This window comes from uncultured Ramlibacter sp., assembly GCF_936925435.1.
Lineage (GTDB): Bacteria > Pseudomonadota > Gammaproteobacteria > Burkholderiales > Burkholderiaceae_C > Ramlibacter.
In genome coordinates this window covers 252,421-271,658 of sequence record NZ_CAKZHQ010000004.1, presented here as the reverse complement: position 1 = coordinate 271,658, position 19,238 = coordinate 252,421, and the positions used below count along the sequence as shown (strand labels likewise).

Genomic DNA, 19,238 nt, shown 5'->3' with positions numbered 1-19,238 from the left:
GCATGGAACGCACGCTGTACCTGGACGACCTGAAGGTGGGCGACAGCTTCCGCAGCGGCGAGCATGTGCTGGACGAGGCGCAGATCATCGCTTTCGCCCGCGACTTCGACCCCCAGCCCTTCCACACCGATCCGGCGGCGGCGGTGCAGCACCCGCTGTTCCAGGGCCTGGCGGCCAGCGGCTGGCACACGGCGGCGCTGACCATGAAGCTGCTGGTCACCAGCGGTATCCCGCTGGCCGACGGCATCATCGGCTCGGGCGGCGCGCTGGCCTGGCCCCAGCCCACCCGTGCGGGCGACGTGCTGCATGTGGAGGCGCAGGTGCTGGAGGTGACGCCATCGCGCTCCAGGCCCGACCGCGGCATGGTCGTCATGCGCTTCGAAACACGCAACCAGCACGGCGAGCTGCTGCAAAGCTTCACGCCCAAGATGGTGGTGTCCAGGCGGCCGGCCTGAGGCCGGCCGGGACTGCCGTCAGGGACGGGCGGCCGGCGGATCGCAGGCCCACTGCGTGGGCGTGACCCAGCGGCAGCTGCCGATGCTGCGCTGCTGTTCCGCGGGCGCGGCAGCAGCTGCAGCAAGCGGTTTGCTGCGCGGCGTGAGCTGGTAGGCGTGGTCCGCCACGGCTTCGGTCATGGCGATGCTGGGATACGTCCCCCGTGCCAGCAGGGCCCGGTGCCGTTCCATGATCTGCTGCAATATGGCCTGGCCTTCTGCGGAGCGCAGCAGCGGGTAGTCGGTCATCGCACGCAGCAGCACGCGGTCGGATTCGGCGGCGACGTTGGCTTCCTCGCGTTTTTTCCGCTCCAGTTCCGCCGCCACCCTGGCGGCCGCGGCGCGTTGTTCCGCCGAACGCTGGGCGGCCTGCTGCGCTGCGATCTGGCTGGCGGTCAGGCGCTCGGTCTCGGCGCGCTCCGCGGCGGCGCGTTGCTCGGCCAGCCGTTCTTCCTGGACCCGCTCATAGGTGGCCATCGCGGCGGCCCGGCGGGCGGCTTCCTCGGGAGTCAGGGGAGCGGCGGCGGCTGCTGCTGCGGCGGCTCCGGCTGCCGCAGCAGCAGCCGGACTGCCGAGCGGCTGCTCGGTCTGGCTGCCAGAGCCGCTGGACGAGGAGCCGGAGTTGGTGCGGATCGTGACGGGCGGGATGTAGCTGCCGCTGCTGCTGTCGTGGTCGGACTTGCTGCTGCTATGGCTGCTGTGGCCAGTGCCGGAACTGCTGCGGCCGCGTCCGCCCTTGGCGTCGGCATCGGCAATGCCGGCCAGCACAAGGGCCGCGCAGACGGCCAGACGCCAGGCAGCAGCGGGCAGCACGGTAGACGAATTTTGTTGCATGGGTTTTTCTCCCTCCTCGCGCGCTCTGTGGACGCCATGATAGCTGCCGCGCCCGGCCAGTTTCTGCTTGCCGGCCGGCGCCGGAAAATCTATAAGCAGATGCATTCAGGCCTCGTGGCGGCAAGCGCAGCGGGGCTGGTTCAGGAGGGGTTCAAGTGGATCGCACACAACGCGGCGTGGCCGTCGGGATGGCATCGGCCTTGCTGCTGGCGCTGGCCATTTTCACCCTGGCCGCAGTCTTTGGCGCTCAGCGCATGGCCGCAAGTGCTGCCGTGGAATTGCGCCTGGCGCTGCTTGCCGGCTGCGTCATGGGGCCAGCGGTCGCGCTGCTGGTTTGCATTGCCCGCTTGGCCAAACACCGTTTTTTCACGCCGCAAGACATTGATGGCAGCGCGCTGACGGGGGGCACGCCGCGCGCCAGGCTGCTGCAGGCGTTGCTGCAAAACACGCTGGAGCAGCTCGCCCTGGCCCTGCCGGTGTACATGGCTTGCGCGTTGATCTTTCCGGCGCGTTGGCTGGTCCTCATCCCGGCGGCGGCCCTGATGTTCCTGCTCGGCCGCGTGCTGTTCTACGCTGGCTATGCCGGCGGCGCCCCGTCAAGAGCGTTCGGATTTGCCCTGACCTTCTATCCGACGGCGCTGCTCGCTGGCATGGCCATCGTGGTGCTGGCGGCCAAGGCCATCCCTGCCTGAGGCTGCGCAGGCCTCAGCTGGCCTGGCCGGCCTTAAGAGGCGGACTTGGCTGCTTTACGGGCAGCTAGGGCGACTTCCATCTTGGCGCGGCGCTCAGGCGTCCAGCCCGGTCGTGCCTTGGCCGTCTTAGCTGCCTTGGGCGTCTTGCCAGCCTTCGACTTCCGAGCGGCTTCTGCCAGCTTGGTGCCGATCCTTACCTTCGCACCGGACAGGGCAGCAAGAGCGGCTTCAAGGCTCTTAAGTTCTTCCTTGCGGCTCGCGATTTCCTTACGCAGTTGCTCAACGATGGTTGCCATGTGGTGCTCTTTCTCGTTAGAGGTCGTGATCGTACCCATTATTCGGACGCTCCTACGGCACCAACGCCGAACTGCACCGAAGTATGAAGGGTGCGCTATGTGCTGAAGGCCGCCGCCTAAAGTCCGGGATGAAAATCGTGCCGTCACGGGATCACGATGTGGACAAGGCCTAAAGAGACCCAGATGAGTTCCACCGACACGCGGCCTTTCAAACAGTCTTTGCCTGCGCGGTGTTTAGAGTTGGCCGCTCGACTTGCTACGCAGCCAAGCAAAGGCTGCGCTGGTCTGCCTGAGCCTCAGCTGGCTTGGCCGGTCAGCATGGCCAGCTCCGCATCGGTGAAGCCGGCCTGCTTGCGCGCCGCCTCGTTGAAGGGCGGGTGCAGCTTGGGCGCGTCATGGCGTTCGACCAGCACGCCGTAGTGGGCCACGGGGTCCAGGCCTTCATGGCCGCACAGCCAGCGGTACCAGTGGTTGCCGATGGCGACATGGCCGACCTCGTCGGCCAGGATGATGTCCAGGATCTCGACCGCGCGCAGCGCCGCCGGCGTGCCGACCTGGCGCAGCTTGCGCTGGATCAGCGGCGAGGCGTCCAGGCCGCGCGCCTCCAGCGTGCGCGGCACCAGGGCCATGCGGGCGATGACGTCACCGGCGGTGCGCTCGCACATGCTCCACAGGTTGTCGTGGGCGGGAAAGTCGCCATAGGCGTGGCCCAGCGTCGCCAGGTGCTCGCGCAGCAGGGTGAAGTGCAAGGCCTCTTCGGAGGCCACGCGCAGCCAGTCGTGGTGGAAGTCGGGCGGCATGCCGTCGAAACGCCAGGCCGCGTCCAGCGCCAGGTTGATGGCATTGAACTCGATGTGGGCGATGGCATGCAGCAGCGCGGCCAGGCCTTCGGGATTGAAGGGCGAGCGCCGCGGCACCTTGGCGGGGTGAATCAGTTCAGGGCGCAGCGGCCGGCCGGGCAGGGTAGCGCCGTTGGCCGCGGGTGCGTGCTGTGCAATCGTCAGCGTCGATGCGCGCGCATACAGGGCGCGCGCCAGCGTCGCCTTTTCCTGGGGGTCTGCAGTGCAAAGAGCGTGCAGGGCCAGCTGGCGCAGCTCGCGTTCCATCAGTCCCGCAGCAGGTGCGAGGCCCAGGCCAGGGCCTCCAGGTGGGCGGTGTTGACCTGGCGGCCCGACAGCTGCAGGGCGTTGGCGGCACGGGCGAAAGCCTCGTGGTTCATGTCCTCGCAGGCTTCGGTCAGTTCCAGGAAGGGCGCCAGCGTGCCCTTGCGCTGCAGCAGGGCTTGCAGCACCGGCTCGGGCAGCGAGATGCCCTCGAGGACGCGTTCCAGCGGCATGCCGGTCATGGCCTCGAGCAGCGAGAAGATGCCGACCACGAAGGCGTGGTCGCATTCTTCCGGCGTCAGCAATTCGGCGGCCAGCAGTTCCATCAGCCGGCCGCGCACCACGGCGGTGTGGCCGACGGCGGTGGCGCCGCCGTCGCGCGAGGTGGCGATCAGCAGGGCGGCCCATCGGAACAGGTTCTTCAGGCCCATGATCATCACCGCGTGACGGAATGAGCTGACCTCGCAGCTCAGGCCGAAGCCGGACGAATTGATGAAGCGCAGCAGGTTGAACGACAGGGCCGGGTCGCGCTTGAGCACGGCTTCGATCTCGCCGGTGTCGGCGTCGGTGCGCACCAGGTGGATCAGTTGCAGCACGGTGGCCTGGCCGGGCCGCATGGTCTGGTTGCGCACCAGCACCGGTCGGGCGAACCAGTTGCCCTGGAACATCTTGACGCCGGCGTCGACGGCGGCCTTGTGCTGTTCGGCGGTCTCGATGTTGCAGGCGATCAGGCGGGCGGCGGGATGGCGCCGGGCTTCCTTGACGGTGGCCTCGACCACGCCGGGCGGCAGCAGGGCCATGTCGAAGCGGATGAAAGAGGCGTTGAGCAGCCAGCTGCGCCAGGCCGGGGCCAGCACGCGGTGGTCGAAAGACAGGCGAAAGCCGCGTTTGCGGGCCGTGTGCAGGGCCACGGCGGCGGCGGCGATGCCGGCGGCGTCGATGGCCGGCGGCAGGGCGATCTCCAGCACCACGCGCGCGGCGTCGACCAGATCCAGGTGGCCGGTGGCCAGGGTCTCCAGCGAGCAGCGCATGAAGAGGGGGCGGTGATCGGCCGCTGCCGCGCTGTCGGCCAGCGACAGCACGTAAAGCAGGAACTCCGCATCGCGCGACTCGCCGGCCGCACCCGAGCGATCGAGCATTTCATAGCCGAAGACCGACAGCTTGCCGTCGATGATGGCCTGGCGGGCCATAGCGAAGGGCGTCTGGTCGGCGACAGGGCGGTCAGCGGTGGCGGCGTGCATGGGAGGGCTCGATGGAGTTCAGTCCGGACCATTCTAGGCAGGGCTGGCCGGCCGCAACGCCGGAACACCGGGCCGGGAATGCCTCTTTTCCGGCGCTCCCCGGGGTTCGCCGGCCAAGGTAACATGGCTTTCATGGCAATTTATGAACTCGAAGGCAAGGCGCCGCAACTGGCCGAGGGCGCCTGGGTGGCGGACAGCGCCGAGGTGATCGGCGACGTGGTGATGGGTGAAAACGCCAGCGTCTGGTGCGGCGCGGTGGTGCGCGGGGACTGCGACACCATCACCATCGGCAAGAACAGCAATGTGCAGGACCTGTCGGTGCTGCATGCCGATCCGGGCGTGCCACTGACCCTGGGCGACAACGTCACCGTCGGCCACCAGGTCATGCTGCACGGCTGCACCATAGGCGACGGCAGCCTGATCGGCATCCAGGCCGTGGTGCTCAACCACGCCAGGATCGGCCGCAACTGCATCGTCGGCGCCGGCAGCGTGGTCACCGAGGGCAAGGAGTTTCCTGACAACTCCCTGATTGTCGGCAGCCCGGCCAAGGTCATCCGCACCCTGGACGAGGCTGGCGTGGCCAAGCTGGCGCATCTGGCACCGCACTATGTAGCGAACGCCAGGCGCTTTGCCAAAGGCTTGAAGAAGATTGCCTGACCCCAAGCTGGTTTCGATGTCTGAACTGCACAAATTCCTGTTCGACGGCCTGCCGGTGCGCGGTGCCATCGTCCGACTGACCGACGCCTGGACCGAGATCCTGGCACGCCGCCGCGCCAACCTGGGCACGGGGGCATGGCCGCCGCCGGTGGCCGAACTGCTGGGCGAGATGGCTGCGGCCGGCGCGCTGATGCAGTCGAACATCAAATTCAACGGCGCCCTGGTGCTGCAGATCTTCGGCGACGGCCCGGTCAAGGTGGCGGTGGCCGAAGTCCAGCCCGACCTGAGCCTGCGCGTCACCGCCAAGGTGGTGGGCGATGTGGCCGTGGATGCGCGCCTGCCCGAGCTGGTGAACCTGGGCAACAAGGGCCGCTGCGCCATCACGCTGGACCCCAAGGACAAATTCCCCGGCCAACAGCCCTACCAGGGCGTCGTGCCCCTGTATGGCGACCAGGGAGAAAAGCTGGACAAGCTCAGCGACGTGCTGCAGCACTACATGCTGCAGTCCGAGCAGTTGGACACCACCCTGGTGCTGGCGGCCGACGACAAGGTCGCCGCCGGCCTGCTGATCCAGCGCCTGCCGCTGCAAGGCGAAGGCAACCTGGCCGGCAGCCTGACCAGCCAGGCCAATGAGGACGAGATCGGCCGCAACGAGGACTACAACCGCATCTCCATCCTGGCCTCCAGCCTCAAGCGCGAAGAGCTGCTGGAGCTGGACGTGGACACCATCTTGCGCCGCCTGTTCTGGGAAGAGAAAGTGCTGCGCTTCGAGCCGCAGGCGCCGCGCTTTGCCTGCACCTGCAGCCGCGAGCGCGTCAGCAACATGATCCGCAGCCTGGGCCGCGACGAGGCCGAATCCATTCTGGCCGAGCGCGATGAGATCGAGGTGAGTTGCGACTTCTGCGGCGAGCAGTACCGCTACGACGCGGTGGACGCGGCGCGCATCTTCGCCGCGCCGGGTGACCAGCCGCCAGTGACATCCGCCGTGCAGTGAGCTTTCAGGCCTGCTTGAGCGCCGAGCACCAGTCGATGAACCCGGTCGTGCCTTCGGACTTCTGGAACACTGCATCGGCGCCCAGCGACAGGCAGTGCTTGTGGATGCCGGGCGTTGCGTAGTCGCTGAACACCACGATCTTGCTGCCGGCCGCTTCGCGGCACTTGGCGATCACGCCCATGCCCGTGCCCTGCTCGAGGATCAGGTCGACCACCGCCAGATCCCAGCGCCCGGGGTTTTCCTCCAGCCAGAGCTTGGCTTCGGCTTCGGTGGACACCTCGCCCACCACCTCGAAGTCCCCGATGCTGGCCAGCAGATCGGCGATCACGGTGCGCAGGTGCTTGAGGTCTTCCACCAACAGGACGGCGATGCTCACTTGGTCTCCATTGCGCTGCGGCGCGGTACCACGCGCCCACTGCATTATTGCCCCAGGCGCCGCGCCGCGGGGGCCGCGCGGGCGCTTTTGCTGGCTCAGCCGCGCGCCTGGGCCAGTTGCGCTTCCAGGCGGACGCGCTCCTCGATCTCTTCTTCCAGCAGCTCCGTCACCACGGCCAGCTCCTCGGCCGCTTCCTGCACCTTGGCTTCGGTGCGCACATGCTGCTCCAGCGCGCGGCCGACATCGCCGTCCTTGGTCTGCGGCGGCAGGTGGCGCTCCAGTGCGGCATTGCTCAGGTGCAGTTCGGCGCCGGCCAGCTGCAGGTCCTGGCTGACGGTATCGGCCTTGTCCCTGGCCTGTTCGATCGGCTTGGGCTGGGCAGCGGGAAGGCTCTTGGGATCCATTGCTCTGACTCCATGGTGAACATGGGCCAAAAATAGTCAGGGCTGGCCCAGCCGTGTGTAGGCCGATGGCTGAGGCAACCGCCAGCCATCGCCCTGAGATGCCTCAGAGCCGGCCGCTGAAGATGCGGCGTTCGCACTGCGGATCGCCGCAGTTGGCGCAAAAATGGCGCCAGGTCGCACTATCATCGGGAAAGCGACTGCTTCCCCCCGCCGATTGGCCCTCTGATGCTATGGAATCGATAGCGCGCAAGGCGTTGGCCAGGCGCTGCGGGCCGATGCCATAAACCACCCGGTAGGCCAGGTCCTGTCTCTGCAGGGCAGTGCGGATGAGCGCGTCCACCGCCTCGCGCGCCTGCGGGCCGTCGGCCACCCAGGGCAGGTCCAGGCCGCACAGCAAGATGGCGTCGTAGCCGTGCAGCTGTTCCAGCGCAAAAGCAGAGAGTTCGCCTTCCGGGCACAGCATGGTGGCGGTCACCACAGTGACGGACTGGCCGCGGCTGCGCAGCGGTGTGGCCAGGGCGGTTGCCAGGCTGGTCTTGCCCGTGCTCTGAGCTCCCAGCAGGGCGATCTTCATGGCGGACTGCGCGTGGGCCTACTTGCCGTAATGGACGTAGATCTCGTTGGGCTTGACCATGCCCAGCTCCATCCTGGCCTTTTCCTCGACCATCTCCAGGCCTTCCTTGAGGTCGCGCACGTCCGAGGCCAGCCTCTCGTTGGCCAACTGGGCCTGGGCGTTGGCGGCCTTGCGGGCGTCGAGCTTGCGCTGCATCTCATCGACGTTGGACACGCTGCCTCGGCCGGACCACAGCTGCGCGTGCAGCACCAGCAGCAGCGCGACCAGCAGGGCGGGGACGAAGCGGTTGCCCAAGTGAGGGATCAGCGCAGGTTGTAGAACGCCGCCTTGCCCGGGTAGCTGGCGATGTCGCCCAGGTCTTCCTCGATGCGCAGCAGCTGGTTGTACTTGGCCGTGCGGTCGCTGCGGGACAGGGACCCGGTCTTGATCTGGCCGGCGTTGGTGCCCACGGCGATGTCGGCGATGGTCGAGTCCTCGGTCTCGCCCGAACGGTGGCTGATGACGGCGGTGTAGCCGGCGCGCTTGGCCATCTCGATCGCGGCAAAGGTTTCGGTCAGGGTGCCGATCTGGTTGATCTTGATCAGGATGGAGTTGGCGATCTTCTTGTCGATGCCTTCCTTGAGTATCCTGGTGTTGGTGACGAACAGGTCGTCGCCTACCAGCTGCACCTTGCTGCCCAGGCGCTCGGTCAGGGTCTTCCAGCCGTCCCAGTCGCTCTCACCCATGCCGTCTTCGATGCTGATGATGGGGTACTTGTCGACCCAGGAGGCCAGCACGTTGGTCCATTCGCCGGAGTCGAGCACCAGGCCTTCAGCCGACACGTTGTACTTGCCGTCCTTGTAGAACTCGCTGGCCGCGCAGTCCAGGCCCAGGGCGATCTGCTCGCCCGGGCGGTAGCCGGCGGCCTCGATGGCCTGCAGGATCATCTGGATGGCAGCTTCGTGGTTGGCCACGTTGGGGGCGAAGCCGCCCTCGTCGCCGACGGCCACGCTCATGCCCTTGTCGTGGATGATCTTCTTGAGCGCGTGGAAGACCTCGGCGCCGTAGCGCACGGCTTCACGGAAGCTGGGTGCGCCCACCGGAATGATCATCAGCTCCTGCAGGTCCAGGTTGTTGTTGGCATGGGCGCCGCCGTTGACCACGTTCATCATGGGCACGGGCAGGGACATGCCGCCCATGCCGCCGAAGTAGCGGTACAGCGGCAGGCCGGATTCTTCGGCCGCGGCGCGGGCCACGGCCATGGACACGGCCAGGGTGGCGTTGGCGCCCAGGCGGGCCTTGTTGTCGGTGCCGTCCAGGTCGATCAGGGTCTTGTCCAGGAAGGCCTGCTCGGAGGCGTCCAGGCCCAGCACGGACTCGGAGATCTCGGTGTTGATGTGCTCCACCGCCTTGAGCACGCCCTTGCCCAGGTAGCGGCTTTTGTCGCCGTCGCGCAGCTCGATGGCCTCGCGCGAACCGGTCGAGGCGCCCGAGGGCACGGCCGCGCGGCCCATGGTGCCCGACTCCAGCAGCACGTCGCATTCCACGGTGGGATTGCCGCGGCTGTCGAGGATTTCGCGGCCGACGATGTCAACGATTGCGCTCATTGTTGTAGTTCCGACTGAATTGAAGTTTGAAAAGGATCACACACCTTCGACGACGATCATGCGCATCACGGCGGCACCCTGGCGGGCCTTGCGCGCGGCGTCGTACTCGACTGAATCGTTGAAGGCTTTGGCGGCTGCGACCGAAGGGAATTTCAGAATCACCAGGCGGCTGGGCGACCAGTCGCCTTCGAGCACCTCGACCTGGCCGCCGCGCACGCAGACTTCGGCGCCATGGGCCTTCATCGCGATGCTGGAGAGCTTTTTGTACTCCTCGTATTGTTCGGGGTTGGTGACGGTGACGTTGGCAAGGATGTAGGCGCTGGGCATGGCTCTCAGGCGTTGAAGTTGTTCTCGAGGAAACCGTTCTTCTTGGTCACCGTGTCCAGCGCCAGCAGGGTCTCCAGCAGGGCCTTCATGTGCTTGAGGGGCACGGCGTTGGGGCCGTCCGACAGGGCCTTGGCGGGGTCGGGATGGGTCTCCATGAAGACGCCGGCCACGCCCACGGCGATGGCCGCGCGGGCCAGCACCGGCACCATCTCGCGCTGGCCGCCGGAGCTCGTGCCCTGGCCGCCGGGCAGCTGCACGCTGTGGGTGGCGTCGAACACCACCGGCGCGCTCTCGCGCATGATGGCCAGCGAGCGCATGTCCGACACCAGGTTGTTGTAGCCGAAGCTGGCGCCGCGCTCGCAGGCCATGAAGCTGTCGGCGTCCAGGCCCTTTTCGCGGGCGGCATCGCGCGCCTTGTCGATCACGTTCTTCATCTCGTGCGGCGACAGGAACTGGCCCTTCTTGATGTTCACCGGCTTGCCCGACTGCGCCGCGGCCCGGATGAAATCGGTCTGGCGGCACAGGAACGCCGGCGTCTGCAGCACGTCCACCACCTTGGCGGCTTCGGTGATGTCTTCCTCACTGTGCACGTCGGTCAGGATGGGAAGGCCCAGTTCGCGCTTGACCTTGGCCAGGATGTCCAGGCCCTTTTCGCGGCCGGGGCCGCGAAAGCTGGTGCCCGAGCTGCGGTTGGCCTTGTCGAAGCTGCTCTTGAAGATGAAGGGAATGCCCAGCGCGGAAGTGATTTCCTTGAGCGCGCCGGCCGTGTCCATCTGCAGCTGCTCGGACTCGACCACGCAGGGGCCGGCGATCAGGAAGAAGGGCTGGTCCAGCCCGATGTCAAAGTTGCACAGCTTCATGGTTTCAGTGCCCCGCTCATGCGACGGCTTTGAGCGCCTTGTTGCCCACCGCATGCTGGTCCACCGCCGCCTTGATGAAGGCATTGAACAGCGGGTGGCCGTCCCAGGGCGTGGACTTGAACTCGGGGTGGAACTGGACGCCCACGAACCAGGGGTGCACGTCCTGCGGCAGCTCGACGATCTCGGTCAGCTGCTCGCGCTGCGTGAGGGCCGAGATCACCAGGCCGGCCTGGCGCAGCTTGTTCAGGTAGTTGACGTTGGCCTCGTAGCGGTGACGGTGCCGCTCCGTGACGACATCGCCGTAGATCTTGTGGGCCAGAGTGTTCTTGGCCACATCCGAGCTTTGCGCGCCCAGGCGCATGGTGCCGCCCAGGTCGGAGTTCGCGTCGCGCTGCTTGATCGTGCCGTCGGCGTCCTTCCACTCGGTGATCAGGGCGATCACCGGATGCGGCGCGTCGGGCTCGAACTCCGTGCTGTTGGCGTCGGCCAGGCCGGCGACGTTGCGCGCGTACTCGATGGTGGCGACCTGCATGCCCAGGCAGATGCCCAGGTAGGGCAGCTTGTTCTCGCGGGCATAGCGGGCGGCGCAGATCTTGCCCTCGATGCCGCGCTTGCCGAAGCCGCCGGGCACCAGCACGGCGTCGTGCTTGGCCAACTGGCCCACATTGGCCGTGGTGATGGTTTCCGAGTCGATGTAGTCGATCTTGACCCGCACGTGGTTCTTCATGCCGGCGTGGCGCAGCGCTTCATTGAGCGACTTGTAGCTGTCGGACAGGTCGACGTACTTGCCGACCATGGCGATGCTGATCTCGCCTTTGGGATGCTCGGTCTCGTAGACCAGGTCGTCCCAGCGCTTGAGGCTGGCCGGCGGCGTGTTCAGACGCAGCTTGTCGCAGATCAGGCCGTCCAGGCCCTGCTCGTGCAGCATGCGCGGCACCTTGTAGATGGTGTTGACGTCCCACATGGAGATCACGCCCCACTCGGGCACGTTGGTGAACAGCGAGATCTTGGCGCGCTCGTCCTCGGGGATGGCGCGGTCGGCGCGGCACAGCAGGGCGTCGGCCTGGATGCCGATCTCACGCAGCTTCTGCACCGTGTGCTGGGTCGGCTTGGTCTTGAGCTCGCCGGCGGCGGCGATCCAAGGCACGTAGGTCAGGTGCACGAAGGCCGCGTTGTTCGGGCCCATCTTCAGGCTCATCTGCCGGGCCGCTTCCAGGAAGGGCAGGGACTCGATGTCGCCCACCGTGCCGCCGATCTCGACGATGGCCACATCGGCCGCGCCGGGCTCGCCATAGCGCGCGCCGCGCTTGACGTATTCCTGGATCTCATTGGTGATGTGGGGGATGACCTGGACGGTCTTGCCCAGGTAGTCGCCGCGGCGCTCCTTTTCCAGCACCGACTGGTAGATGCGGCCGGTGGTGAAGTTGTTCGCCTTGCCCATGCGGGTGGTGACGAAACGCTCGTAGTGGCCCAGGTCCAGGTCGGTCTCGGCGCCGTCGTCGGTGACGAAGACTTCGCCGTGCTGGAAGGGCGACATCGTGCCGGGATCGACATTGATGTACGGATCCAGCTTGATCAGAGTGACTTTGAGGCCCCGCGATTCCAAAATCGCAGCGAGGGAGGCTGAGGCGATTCCCTTGCCCAGGGAGGACACCACACCGCCGGTGACGAAGACAAATTTGGTCATGTCAGGGTCGGAAGGCTGGCTTCCGGGAGGTGGTAAAGCGAGATTATAGAGGGCTGCCCATGCCCTGCTACATTGCAATCCCATGAACGATCTGGCAGGCAAACACTTTGTCCTTGGACTGACCGGCGGCATCGCCTGCTACAAGGCGGCCGAATTGTGCCGCGCCCTCATCAAGGAAGGAGCGACGGTGCAGGTCGTGATGACCGAGGCAGCCGAGCGGTTCATCACGCCGGTGACCATGCAGGCGCTGTCGGGGCGGCCGGTCTACGGCTCGCACGATGCTTCGGGTTTTGATGGACGTGAAGCCAACGGCATGCCGCACATCAACCTGTCGCGCGAAGCCGATGCCATCCTCATCGCGCCTTGCAGCGCCGACTTCATGGCCAAACTGCTGCACGGCCGCGCCGACGAACTGCTCTCCCTGCTGTGCCTGGCCCGGCCCATCGCCCGCGTGCCGCTGCTGCTGGCGCCGGCCATGAACCGCGAGATGTGGGCCCATCCTGCCACCCAGCGCAACATGGCGCAGCTGGCCGCCGACAGCACCACCATCCTGGGCGTGGGCAGCGGCTTCCAGGCCTGCGGCGAAACCGGTGACGGCCGCATGCTGGAGCCGCCGCAACTGCTGCAGGACGTCGTCGCCTTCTTCCAGCCCAAGCTGCTGGCCGGCAAGCGGGTGCTGATCACCGCCGGCCCCACCTTCGAGGCCATGGACCCGATCCGCGGCATCACCAACCATTCCTCGGGCAAGATGGGTTTCGCCATCGCCCGGGCGGCGCAGGAAGCCGGCGCCGTGGTCACCCTGGTGGCGGGGCCAGTCCACCTGGAAACGCCGCGCGGCGTCGAGCGCATCGACGTCAAGTCGGCCCGTCAGATGCTGGAGGCGACGCTGCGCCACGCGCCGCTGTCGGATGTCTTTGTCGCCACCGCGGCCGTGGCCGACTGGCGGCCGGCGGCAGAATCGGAGCAGAAGATCAAGAAGGACGGCACGGGCCAGGCGCCCACCGTCGCTTTCACCGAAAACCCCGACATCCTGCTGACGGTGGCGCAGTCGGAGCGCGCCCAAAGCGGGGCATTGTTCTGCGTGGGCTTTGCGGCCGAGACCAACGACCTGGCCGCGCACGCCAAGGCCAAGCGCGAGCGCAAAGGCATCCCGCTGCTGGTGGGCAACATCGGCCAGCTCACTTTTGGCCTGGACGACAACCAGCTGCTGCTGGTCGACAAGGATGGCGCGCGCGAACTGCCACGTGCCTCCAAACTCGTTCTTGCTCGCCAATTGATAGCGGAAATCGCCCAGCGGACGGGGGCTACAGCCTGATTTACTTGTAAAAGACCATGAACATCGACGTCAAGATCCTGGACCCGCGCATGGCGGACCAGCTGCCTTCCTATGCCACGCCAGGCAGTGCCGGCCTGGACCTGCGCGCCTGCACGGACGAGCCCATCACATTGGCCGCCAATGCCTGGCGCCTGGTGCCCACCGGCATCGCCATCTACCTCAAGGACCCGGGCTACGCGGCGCTGATCCTGCCGCGCTCGGGGCTGGGCCACAAGCACGGCATCGTGCTGGGCAACCTGGTGGGCCTGATCGACAGCGACTACCAGGGCCAGTTGATGGTCAGCTGCTGGAACCGCAGCGACGTCGAATTCACCCTCCAGCCGATGGAGCGGCTAGCCCAGCTGGTGATCGTGCCGGTGGTGCAGGCGCAATTCAACGTGGTCAGCGAGTTCCCGCTGACCCAGCGCGGCGAGGGCGGTTACGGCTCCACTGGCAAAAGCTGAGCGCCCGGCGTCCTACACCTTTTCAAGTCAGTTCCTACAGCAAGGCGCGGCATCGGCCGTGCCGGCAGCGCGGCAGCATGCGCCTCAATGGCGGCACGGGAGGCCTGCCAGGCCTTTCCCCGTGTCAACAACACCAGGAGAATTCCATGCTTGCCTCTTCCCGCTTCCTCACCATTGCATCGGGCGCCGTGCTGGCCGCCGCGCTCGCCGCCTGCGGCACCACCAACCCGTCCCAGCCGGTCAGCAGCTATCCCAGCAGCACGCCGGTGGCCACGGCCCCGGCCGTTGGCACCGAATACGGCCGCATCACCAACATCGAATACCTCCCCGGCACCGGCACGACCACCGGCAGCACCACCAACAGCGCCATCGGCACGGTGCTCGGCGGCGTCGCCGGCGGCCTGCTGGGCAACCAGGTGGGTGGTGGTTCGGGTAAGACCGCGGCCACGGTGCTGGGCGCCGTGGGCGGCGCCGTGATCGGCAACCGCATCGGCAAGAACCGCGACGGCACGACCTACACCGGCCCGGCCTACCGCGTGACGCTGCAGGCCGACAACGGCGCCTGGCGCACCTACGAGGTCAGCTCCACCGGCGAACTGCGCGTGGGTGACCGCGTGCGCGTCGAAAACGGCGTGATCTACCGGGGTTAACGGACACAACACGGCACCACGGGCGCCGTGAGCTTCAGGCGCCTGCGGCGGGCAAATCAGTGCAGCGTGCTGCCGCCGGGCGCTTGGGCCTGCACCTTGAAAAAGCCCGTGCCGGCCGTGCCACGGCCGATTTCGTCTTCGGTGGCTTCGCGCACCGCTTCGACCTTGAGCGCCAGCCGGATGGCAATACCCGCCAGCGGATGGTTGCCGTCGAGCACCACGTGCTCGGGGTAGATCTCAGTCACCGTGTAGAGAACATCCTTGGGTGCATCGGGGTTGGTGCCCGGCGGCAGGCCTTCAAACGTCATGCCTTCTTCCAGCTCGGCCGGGAACATGCCGCGCGGCTCCAGGAAGACCAGTTGCTCGTTGTAGTCGCCGAAGGCTTCTTCCGGTTCCAGGTGGACGTCGATCTTCGCGCCGGGGCCGTGGCCTTGCAGCGCTTCCTCGATGCGGGCAAACAGGTCGCCGCCCCCGATCAGGAACTCCACCGGTTCATCCAGCACGTCCAGCGTCTCGCCCAGCGTGTCCTTGAGCGTCCAGGTCAGGGCCGCCACGCATTGTTCAGTGATTTCCATAGGAGAATTGTCGCAGTTTGACATCGGCGCTGCATGGACACCTCACAAGCTCTTCCCCTGTTGGGCGGCCTCACGGCCGACCAGTTCATGCAACGCCACTGGCAAAAGAAGCCTCTGCTGGTGCGCGGTGCGGTGCCGGGCATGGCGCCCCTGCTCGAGCGCGGCGATCTGTTCGCCCTGGCCGGCCAGGAGGCGGTGGAGTCGCGCCTGGTCTCGCAGTCGGCCAAGGGCTGGCAGATGCGCAGCGGACCGTTTGCGCGGCGCTCGCTGCCGCCGTTGGGGCGGCCGGGCTGGACCCTGCTGGTGCAGGGCATGGACCTGCACCACGCAGGCGTTCATGGGCTGCTGCAGCAGTTCCGCTTCGTGCCGGAGGCGCGGCTGGACGACCTGATGATCAGCTACGCCAGCGATGGCGGCGGCGTGGGGCCGCATTTCGACAGTTATGACGTGTTCCTGCTACAGGCCCAGGGGCGTCGGCGCTGGCGCATCGGCCGCCAGCGGGACTTCACGCTGCAAGAAGGCGTGCCGCTGAAGATCCTGGCCAATTTCGAGCCGGAGCAGGAGTACCTGCTCGAGCCCGGCGACATGCTCTACCTGCCGCCGCGCTATGCCCACGACGGCATCGCCGAAGGTGAGTGCCAGACCTATTCCATCGGCTTTCGCGCCCCCGGCCGCGGCGAGCTGGCGCGCGAGCTGCTGCAACGGCTGGCCGAGGACGCCGACGAGCTCGCCGGTGGCGATCTCTACCGCGACAAGGGCCAGAGCGCCACCGCCACCCCGGGCGCGATTCCCGCTGCCCTGCAGGACTTTGCCCGCGAAGCGCTGCAGGCGGCGCTGCGCGACGCTGACGCGCTGGCCCGCGGTCTGGGCGAATACCTGACCGAGCCCAAGGCCAACGTCTGGTTCGATGCCGGGCGCGCGCCGGCGCGGCTGCGCAGCCTGGCGCTGGACCGGCGCACGCGCATGCTGTACGACCAGCGCCACGTCTTCATCAATGGTGAGAGCTGGCGCGCTGCCGGCCGCGACGCGACCTTGCTGCGGGCTCTGGCCGACAGGCGCCAGCTGGACGCGAGCGAACTGGCGCGGGCCAGCCCGCAGGCGCAGGACCTGCTGGCGTCCTGGTGCGAGGCCGGCTGGGCGCACGAAGGAGGTGGCGATGGCCGATGACAAGCCGCAGGCCGCGGCCTTGCCGCAGGGCCGCTTCACCGGCCGTGCCGATTTCCAGCAACTGGTGCGCGACGCGCTGGCCTGCGCCGCCCGTGAAGGCTGGAGCGAAATCATCGTCAGCGATGCCAGCTTCGAGGACTGGCCGCTGGGCGAGCGGGCCGTGACCGAGTCGCTGCTGGCCTGGTCGGCCGGCGGGCGGCGCTGCACCTTGCTGGCCTGCAGCTACGAGGCGGTGCTGCGCCGGCACGCGCGCTTTGCCACCTGGCGGCGCACCTGGTCGCACATCATCGAGGCGCGGGCCTGCAGCTTTGCCGATCCGCTTGAGTTGCCCAGCGCGATCTGGAGTCCCGGTTGGGTGCTGCAGCGGCTGGATCCGGAGCGCAGCAACGGCTACAGCGGCAGCGAGCCGCAGCGGCGCGTGCTGCTGCGAGAAAGCCTGCAGGAGTGGCTGCAAAAGAGTGCGCCGTCCTTTCCCGCTACCACGCTGGGCTTGTGACTGGCTGCAGGAGAACCTAGGGTTTACCGGGGTTGATCATGCGTTTCACCATATAATTTGCGGCTGAGTATGAGGAGCTCGAGTCCTCTCTGCTCAGTCTCGGTTTTTCATTCTGGAAGGCCGGGACAATTTCCGGAAATTGTTTTAGTCCCCATCAAAGGAAACCTGAAAAATGAACAAATCGCTCGTCCTGGCGACCCTGATTGCTGCCGCTGCCCTGGCCGCTTGCGGCAAGAAGGAAGAGCCGGCGCCCGTCGCGGCTCCCGCTCCCGCTGCTGCTCCCGCACCGGCTCCGGCTCCCGCCGCTGCCCCGGCTGCTGACGCTGCCGCTGGTGCCGCTTCCGCTGCTGCTGGTGCCGCTGCTGCTGCCGCTGGTGCCGCCACGGCCGCGTCTGGCGCTGCTGCTGCTGCCGCTCCGGCTTCCGCCGCCAAGTAATCGGATTTTTCCGGTTCGCAAAAAAGCCGCCCTCGGGCGGCTTTTTTCATGGCCGGCCACCGGCCTCAGGCGCTGAGCCAGCTGCTGCCGCTGTGGGCGTCCGCCACATGGACGTCGACCCGTTCCCCCAGGGCCTGGGCCAGGGCATGACGGGCCAGCTCGGGCCGGTTGTTCTGCTCGCTCAGGTGGGCCGCCAGCACCTGGCGCAGGCCCAGCGGTAAGCCGGCCAGCGCGATCTGCGCGGCCGCCCGGTTGGACAGGTGTCCCCAGTCGCCGCCCACACGCCGCTTGAGAAAGGGCGGGTAGGAGCCGGCGGCCAGCAGGTCGGTGTCGTGGTTGCACTCCAGCAGCAGCGTGGCGCAGCCAGCCAGGTGGGCCAGCACATGCGCTGTCGCATGGCCCAGGTCGGTCAGCACACCCATGCGCTTTGCGCCATCCGAACAGGTCAGCTGCAAAGGCTCGCGCGCATCGTGGGGCACGGTAAAGGGCCGCAGCTGCAGCGCGCCCAGGGCGATGTCCTGGCCATCGCCGGCGATGCGCAGCAGGCCGTCGAAGTCGGGTTCGCCGATGGCCATGTAGGTGCCGCGGCTCATCCACACCGGGATGCGTTCGCGCAGGGCCAGGCGGTGCGCGCAACCGATGTGGTCGCCGTGCTCGTGGGTGATGAAGATGGCGTCGATCTGCTCGGCCAGCATGCCGGCCGCGCCCAGCCGGGTGTCGAGCTGGCGGATGCCCAGGCCGCAATCGACCAGCACATGGTTCAGCTGTGTGCCGCAGCGCGCCTGGATGACCGTCGCGTTGCCGGTGCTGCCGCTGCCGAGGCTTTTGAAGCGCAGCATCAAATGGCCCTAGTCAGTTGGCGACAGAGCAGATTGCTTCGCAATACTGGTCTGTCCCGCAAAGCAATTACTTCAAGTCGTCGGCGATGACCTGGACGATGCGCTGGGCATTGGCCGAGGCCTCGGGCGCGCCGGCGGCATTGAGCACCGAGACGGTGGTGGCATCGCCCTGGCTCTTGAGAGTGATGCGGTACTTCAGTGGCGTCACGGTCTTCTCGGAGCTGAACAGCTTGCCCAGGAAGCCCTTGTCCTGCTTGTCGGCATTGGGCTCGACATAGCGGACGAAGTAGGTGCCTTGCGCGCGGTCACGGTCCTCGACGGTGAAGCCGGTGCGGTCCAGCGACAGGCCGACACGGCGCCAGGCGCGGTCGAAGCCCTCGTCGATCTGCACCACGGGCGTGTTGTTCACGCTGGCCACGCGCGCCACCGGCTTGACCGCGCCGGACGCCACCAGGGCCTTGGCCTGCTCCTGCGGCGCGCCCAGCTTGATCATCAGGCGGCGCAGGAATTCGGCTTCCAGCTCGGGGTCGGTGGGGCGCGGCTGCCAGACGGTCTGGTCCTTCTCGCGGTTGGCGTAGACCTCGATCATGCCGCGGTGCGACACGTAGATCTCGGTGCCGCCGGTGGCGGTGCGCTCCAGGCGGGTGCGAAAGCGGTCGCGCTCGGCGGTGGAATAGAAGGAGTCGAGCAGCTTGCCCAGCGACTGGCGGATGAAGTCCTGCGGGATCTTGGCGCGGTTCTCGGCCCAGTCGGTTTCCATGATGCCCAGGTTGGACTGGTCCAGCGTCAGCAGGAAACCGTTTTCCTGCCAGAAGTCGCGGATCGGGTTCCACAGCTGGTCGGCCGGGCGGTTGATCACCAGCCAGCGCTGGGTGCCGGCGCGCTCGATGCGCACGTCGCCCAGCGTTGTTGCCGCGGTGGGCATGGTCGGCGCAGCCTGGCCGACCTGGAAGCTGCTGGCGGTGACTGCGCCGCCGGGGATGGTATAGCGCGTGTCGCGCGACAGCTGCGTCAGATCGGGAGGCACCTCCAGCGACACGCCCTTGCTCGCGCTCTTGTAGTCGATCTTGTCGCCATCGAGCACCGAGCACGATGCCAGCGCCGCGCACAGCGCCAGCAGGCTCAATTTTGCAGATTGCTTCACTTCATACCCTCTTGTTGGATCGGTCCG

At 67.2% G+C, this 19,238-nt stretch carries 25 protein-coding genes; 10 read left to right on the top strand and 15 right to left on the bottom strand.

Going from position 1 to position 19,238, the window contains the following annotated elements; all coding sequences use genetic code 11:
• The first annotated feature begins 2 nt into the window (after positions 1-2).
• On the top strand, positions 3-455 hold the full coding sequence (locus Q0632_RS04925; RefSeq protein ID WP_298925018.1) for a MaoC family dehydratase: 453 nt from the start codon (positions 3-5) through the stop codon (positions 453-455).
• A gap of 18 nt (positions 456-473) precedes the next feature.
• Here Q0632_RS04925 and Q0632_RS04920 read toward each other — a convergent pair whose 3' ends face one another.
• On the bottom strand, positions 474-1,328 hold the full coding sequence (locus tag Q0632_RS04920; protein ID WP_298925016.1) for a hypothetical protein: 855 nt from the start codon (positions 1,326-1,328) through the stop codon (positions 474-476).
• A gap of 200 nt (positions 1,329-1,528) precedes the next feature.
• Between Q0632_RS04920 and Q0632_RS04915 the strand changes: the two genes are divergently transcribed.
• Positions 1,529-2,020, top strand: a complete 492-nt coding sequence (locus Q0632_RS04915) for an MAPEG family protein (protein WP_298925014.1) — start codon at positions 1,529-1,531, stop codon at positions 2,018-2,020.
• Between the two features lie 32 nt (positions 2,021-2,052).
• Here the strand turns inward: Q0632_RS04915 and Q0632_RS04910 are convergent, their stop codons facing one another.
• The 3 genes from Q0632_RS04910 to Q0632_RS04900 all read right to left on the bottom strand — a co-directional run bounded on the left by Q0632_RS04910 (position 2,053) and on the right by Q0632_RS04900 (position 4,660).
• On the bottom strand, positions 2,053-2,316 hold the full coding sequence (locus Q0632_RS04910; protein WP_298925012.1) for a hypothetical protein: 264 nt from the start codon (positions 2,314-2,316) through the stop codon (positions 2,053-2,055).
• Positions 2,317-2,612: 296 nt separating this feature from the next.
• The gene (locus tag Q0632_RS04905; protein WP_298925009.1) at positions 2,613-3,422 is read right to left on the bottom strand and encodes a ferritin-like domain-containing protein; all 810 of its coding nucleotides are present in this window, start codon (positions 3,420-3,422) and stop codon (positions 2,613-2,615) included.
• A complete protein-coding gene (locus Q0632_RS04900; protein ID WP_298925006.1) occupies positions 3,422-4,660 on the bottom strand; it encodes an EAL and HDOD domain-containing protein in 1,239 nt (412 codons plus the stop codon). Before Q0632_RS04900 ends, Q0632_RS04905 begins: the two co-directional genes overlap by 1 nt.
• 132 nt (positions 4,661-4,792) lie before the next feature.
• Between Q0632_RS04900 and Q0632_RS04895 the strand changes: the two genes are divergently transcribed.
• Both Q0632_RS04895 and Q0632_RS04890 read left to right on the top strand, forming a co-directional pair.
• Positions 4,793-5,317, top strand: a complete 525-nt coding sequence (locus tag Q0632_RS04895; RefSeq protein WP_298925002.1) for a gamma carbonic anhydrase family protein — start codon at positions 4,793-4,795, stop codon at positions 5,315-5,317.
• A 16-nt stretch (positions 5,318-5,333) separates the two neighbouring features.
• Positions 5,334-6,311, top strand: a complete 978-nt coding sequence (locus Q0632_RS04890; protein ID WP_298924999.1) for an Hsp33 family molecular chaperone HslO — start codon at positions 5,334-5,336, stop codon at positions 6,309-6,311.
• A gap of 4 nt (positions 6,312-6,315) precedes the next feature.
• Here the strand turns inward: Q0632_RS04890 and Q0632_RS04885 are convergent, their stop codons facing one another.
• The 8 genes from Q0632_RS04885 to Q0632_RS04850 form a co-directional block, all read right to left on the bottom strand.
• Complete coding sequence (locus Q0632_RS04885; protein WP_298924996.1) at positions 6,316-6,687, bottom strand: response regulator; 372 nt, start codon at positions 6,685-6,687, stop codon at positions 6,316-6,318.
• Positions 6,688-6,782: 95 nt separating this feature from the next.
• Positions 6,783-7,091, bottom strand: coding sequence for a hypothetical protein (locus tag Q0632_RS04880; RefSeq protein ID WP_298924993.1), 309 nt, complete (start codon positions 7,089-7,091; stop codon positions 6,783-6,785).
• Positions 7,092-7,194: 103 nt separating this feature from the next.
• Positions 7,195-7,665 carry a hypothetical protein gene (locus tag Q0632_RS04875; RefSeq protein WP_298924991.1) on the bottom strand — a complete coding sequence of 157 codons (471 nt, stop codon included), beginning with the start codon at positions 7,663-7,665 and terminating at the stop codon, positions 7,195-7,197.
• A gap of 18 nt (positions 7,666-7,683) precedes the next feature.
• Positions 7,684-7,959 (bottom strand): septum formation initiator family protein, encoded by a 276-nt coding sequence (locus tag Q0632_RS04870; RefSeq protein ID WP_298924988.1) that lies wholly within the window; start codon positions 7,957-7,959, stop codon positions 7,684-7,686.
• A gap of 8 nt (positions 7,960-7,967) precedes the next feature.
• On the bottom strand, positions 7,968-9,251 hold the full coding sequence (eno, locus tag Q0632_RS04865; RefSeq protein WP_298924983.1) for a phosphopyruvate hydratase: 1,284 nt from the start codon (positions 9,249-9,251) through the stop codon (positions 7,968-7,970).
• 36 nt (positions 9,252-9,287) lie between these two features.
• Positions 9,288-9,578 (bottom strand): DUF1330 domain-containing protein, encoded by a 291-nt coding sequence (locus Q0632_RS04860; RefSeq protein WP_298924980.1) that lies wholly within the window; start codon positions 9,576-9,578, stop codon positions 9,288-9,290.
• Between the two features lie 5 nt (positions 9,579-9,583).
• Positions 9,584-10,438 carry a 3-deoxy-8-phosphooctulonate synthase gene (gene kdsA / locus Q0632_RS04855; RefSeq protein ID WP_298924977.1) on the bottom strand — a complete coding sequence of 285 codons (855 nt, stop codon included), beginning with the start codon at positions 10,436-10,438 and terminating at the stop codon, positions 9,584-9,586.
• 16 nt (positions 10,439-10,454) lie between these two features.
• Positions 10,455-12,125 (bottom strand): CTP synthase, encoded by a 1,671-nt coding sequence (locus Q0632_RS04850; protein WP_298924970.1) that lies wholly within the window; start codon positions 12,123-12,125, stop codon positions 10,455-10,457.
• Positions 12,126-12,207: 82 nt separating this feature from the next.
• Here Q0632_RS04850 and coaBC point away from each other — a divergent pair, with 82 nt between their 5' ends.
• The 3 genes from coaBC (at position 12,208) to Q0632_RS04835 (ending at position 14,554) form a co-directional block, all read left to right on the top strand.
• A complete protein-coding gene (gene coaBC / locus Q0632_RS04845; RefSeq protein ID WP_298924967.1) occupies positions 12,208-13,440 on the top strand; it encodes a bifunctional phosphopantothenoylcysteine decarboxylase/phosphopantothenate--cysteine ligase CoaBC in 1,233 nt (410 codons plus the stop codon).
• A 17-nt stretch (positions 13,441-13,457) separates the two neighbouring features.
• Entirely contained in the window at positions 13,458-13,904 is a 447-nt protein-coding gene (gene dut, locus Q0632_RS04840) for a dUTP diphosphatase (protein ID WP_298924964.1), read from the top strand.
• A 146-nt stretch (positions 13,905-14,050) separates the two neighbouring features.
• Positions 14,051-14,554, top strand: coding sequence for a glycine zipper 2TM domain-containing protein (locus Q0632_RS04835; RefSeq protein ID WP_298924961.1), 504 nt, complete (start codon positions 14,051-14,053; stop codon positions 14,552-14,554).
• A 56-nt stretch (positions 14,555-14,610) separates the two neighbouring features.
• On the opposite strand, the gene Q0632_RS04830 is transcribed toward Q0632_RS04835, so the two are convergent.
• Positions 14,611-15,129: a peptidylprolyl isomerase gene (locus tag Q0632_RS04830; protein ID WP_298924958.1), complete on the bottom strand. Its 519-nt coding sequence runs from the start codon at positions 15,127-15,129 to the stop codon at positions 14,611-14,613.
• Between the two features lie 33 nt (positions 15,130-15,162).
• Here Q0632_RS04830 and Q0632_RS04825 point away from each other — a divergent pair, with 33 nt between their 5' ends.
• The 3 genes from Q0632_RS04825 (at position 15,163) to Q0632_RS04815 (ending at position 17,304) form a co-directional block, all read left to right on the top strand.
• Positions 15,163-16,296, top strand: a complete 1,134-nt coding sequence (locus tag Q0632_RS04825; RefSeq protein ID WP_298924955.1) for a cupin domain-containing protein — start codon at positions 15,163-15,165, stop codon at positions 16,294-16,296.
• Positions 16,286-16,792 (top strand): hypothetical protein, encoded by a 507-nt coding sequence (locus Q0632_RS04820; RefSeq protein WP_298924951.1) that lies wholly within the window; start codon positions 16,286-16,288, stop codon positions 16,790-16,792. The genes Q0632_RS04825 and Q0632_RS04820 overlap by 11 nt, the downstream gene beginning before the upstream one ends.
• A 203-nt stretch (positions 16,793-16,995) precedes the next feature.
• A complete protein-coding gene (locus tag Q0632_RS04815) occupies positions 16,996-17,304 on the top strand; it encodes a hypothetical protein (protein WP_298924948.1) in 309 nt (102 codons plus the stop codon).
• Here Q0632_RS04815 and Q0632_RS04810 read toward each other — a convergent pair.
• The gene (locus Q0632_RS04810; protein WP_298924945.1) at positions 17,294-18,067 is read right to left on the bottom strand and encodes an MBL fold metallo-hydrolase; all 774 of its coding nucleotides are present in this window, start codon (positions 18,065-18,067) and stop codon (positions 17,294-17,296) included. The two genes, Q0632_RS04815 and Q0632_RS04810, sit on opposite strands and share 11 nt — an antisense overlap.
• Before the next feature lie 67 nt (positions 18,068-18,134).
• Positions 18,135-19,211, bottom strand: a complete 1,077-nt coding sequence (bamC, locus tag Q0632_RS04805; RefSeq protein ID WP_298924942.1) for an outer membrane protein assembly factor BamC — start codon at positions 19,209-19,211, stop codon at positions 18,135-18,137.
• Between the last annotated feature and the right edge of the window lie 27 nt (positions 19,212-19,238).

Coding starts and splice junctions, on each gene's coding strand:
- Q0632_RS04925 (WP_298925018.1), top strand. CDS start 3: ATGGAACGCACGCTGTACCTGGACGACCTGAAGGTGGGCGACAGCTTC.
- Q0632_RS04875 (WP_298924991.1), bottom strand. CDS start 7,665: ATGAAGATCGCCCTGCTGGGAGCTCAGAGCACGGGCAAGACCAGCCTG.
- coaBC (WP_298924967.1), top strand. CDS start 12,208: ATGAACGATCTGGCAGGCAAACACTTTGTCCTTGGACTGACCGGCGGC.
- Q0632_RS04810 (WP_298924945.1), bottom strand. CDS start 18,067: ATGCTGCGCTTCAAAAGCCTCGGCAGCGGCAGCACCGGCAACGCGACG.
- kdsA (WP_298924977.1), bottom strand. CDS start 10,438: ATGAAGCTGTGCAACTTTGACATCGGGCTGGACCAGCCCTTCTTCCTG.
- Q0632_RS04820 (WP_298924951.1), top strand. CDS start 16,286: ATGGCCGATGACAAGCCGCAGGCCGCGGCCTTGCCGCAGGGCCGCTTC.
- Q0632_RS04835 (WP_298924961.1), top strand. CDS start 14,051: ATGCTTGCCTCTTCCCGCTTCCTCACCATTGCATCGGGCGCCGTGCTG.
- Q0632_RS04905 (WP_298925009.1), bottom strand. CDS start 3,422: ATGGAACGCGAGCTGCGCCAGCTGGCCCTGCACGCTCTTTGCACTGCA.
- Q0632_RS04825 (WP_298924955.1), top strand. CDS start 15,163: ATGGACACCTCACAAGCTCTTCCCCTGTTGGGCGGCCTCACGGCCGAC.
- dut (WP_298924964.1), top strand. CDS start 13,458: ATGAACATCGACGTCAAGATCCTGGACCCGCGCATGGCGGACCAGCTG.
- Q0632_RS04890 (WP_298924999.1), top strand. CDS start 5,334: ATGTCTGAACTGCACAAATTCCTGTTCGACGGCCTGCCGGTGCGCGGT.
- eno (WP_298924983.1), bottom strand. CDS start 9,251: ATGAGCGCAATCGTTGACATCGTCGGCCGCGAAATCCTCGACAGCCGC.
- Q0632_RS04880 (WP_298924993.1), bottom strand. CDS start 7,091: ATGGATCCCAAGAGCCTTCCCGCTGCCCAGCCCAAGCCGATCGAACAG.
- Q0632_RS04830 (WP_298924958.1), bottom strand. CDS start 15,129: ATGGAAATCACTGAACAATGCGTGGCGGCCCTGACCTGGACGCTCAAG.
- Q0632_RS04850 (WP_298924970.1), bottom strand. CDS start 12,125: ATGACCAAATTTGTCTTCGTCACCGGCGGTGTGGTGTCCTCCCTGGGC.
- Q0632_RS04900 (WP_298925006.1), bottom strand. CDS start 4,660: ATGCACGCCGCCACCGCTGACCGCCCTGTCGCCGACCAGACGCCCTTC.
- Q0632_RS04910 (WP_298925012.1), bottom strand. CDS start 2,316: ATGGCAACCATCGTTGAGCAACTGCGTAAGGAAATCGCGAGCCGCAAG.
- Q0632_RS04860 (WP_298924980.1), bottom strand. CDS start 9,578: ATGCCCAGCGCCTACATCCTTGCCAACGTCACCGTCACCAACCCCGAA.
- Q0632_RS04920 (WP_298925016.1), bottom strand. CDS start 1,328: ATGCAACAAAATTCGTCTACCGTGCTGCCCGCTGCTGCCTGGCGTCTG.
- Q0632_RS04895 (WP_298925002.1), top strand. CDS start 4,793: ATGGCAATTTATGAACTCGAAGGCAAGGCGCCGCAACTGGCCGAGGGC.